This window comes from Flavobacterium sp. LMO6 (genome assembly GCF_009495795.1).
GTDB lineage: Bacteria > Bacteroidota > Bacteroidia > Flavobacteriales > Flavobacteriaceae > Flavobacterium.
On the sequence record NZ_WIBH01000104.1, the window covers coordinates 1 to 229 of the forward strand.

1 protein-coding gene is annotated in these 229 nt (G+C 39.3%); it reads left to right on the forward strand.

Annotation, left to right across the window (positions count from 1 at the left end; translation table 11 throughout):
• On the forward strand, positions 1-229 hold a 229-nt coding region (locus GFJ99_RS13595), incomplete at both ends, for a hypothetical protein (protein WP_162524040.1).

The window sequence follows — 229 nt, forward strand, 5'->3', positions numbered from 1 at the left end:
ATCGAATAGAGCGTCTATTGCTAACAATACAGAAGCGGTAAGACTTTCTGGAATTGGTCAATTAGGTGTTAAATTACGTGCTTTATACGACTTCTTTCCTAAAGTTCAAGTAGGTAACGGAAACCATAACGGAACTATTGCTTACATCGATTGGGACGAAGATACAACTGTAAGAGCGGCTGCAATTGTTGCAGAGGGTGCTACTTTTCCAGAATCAACTGCAAAATTT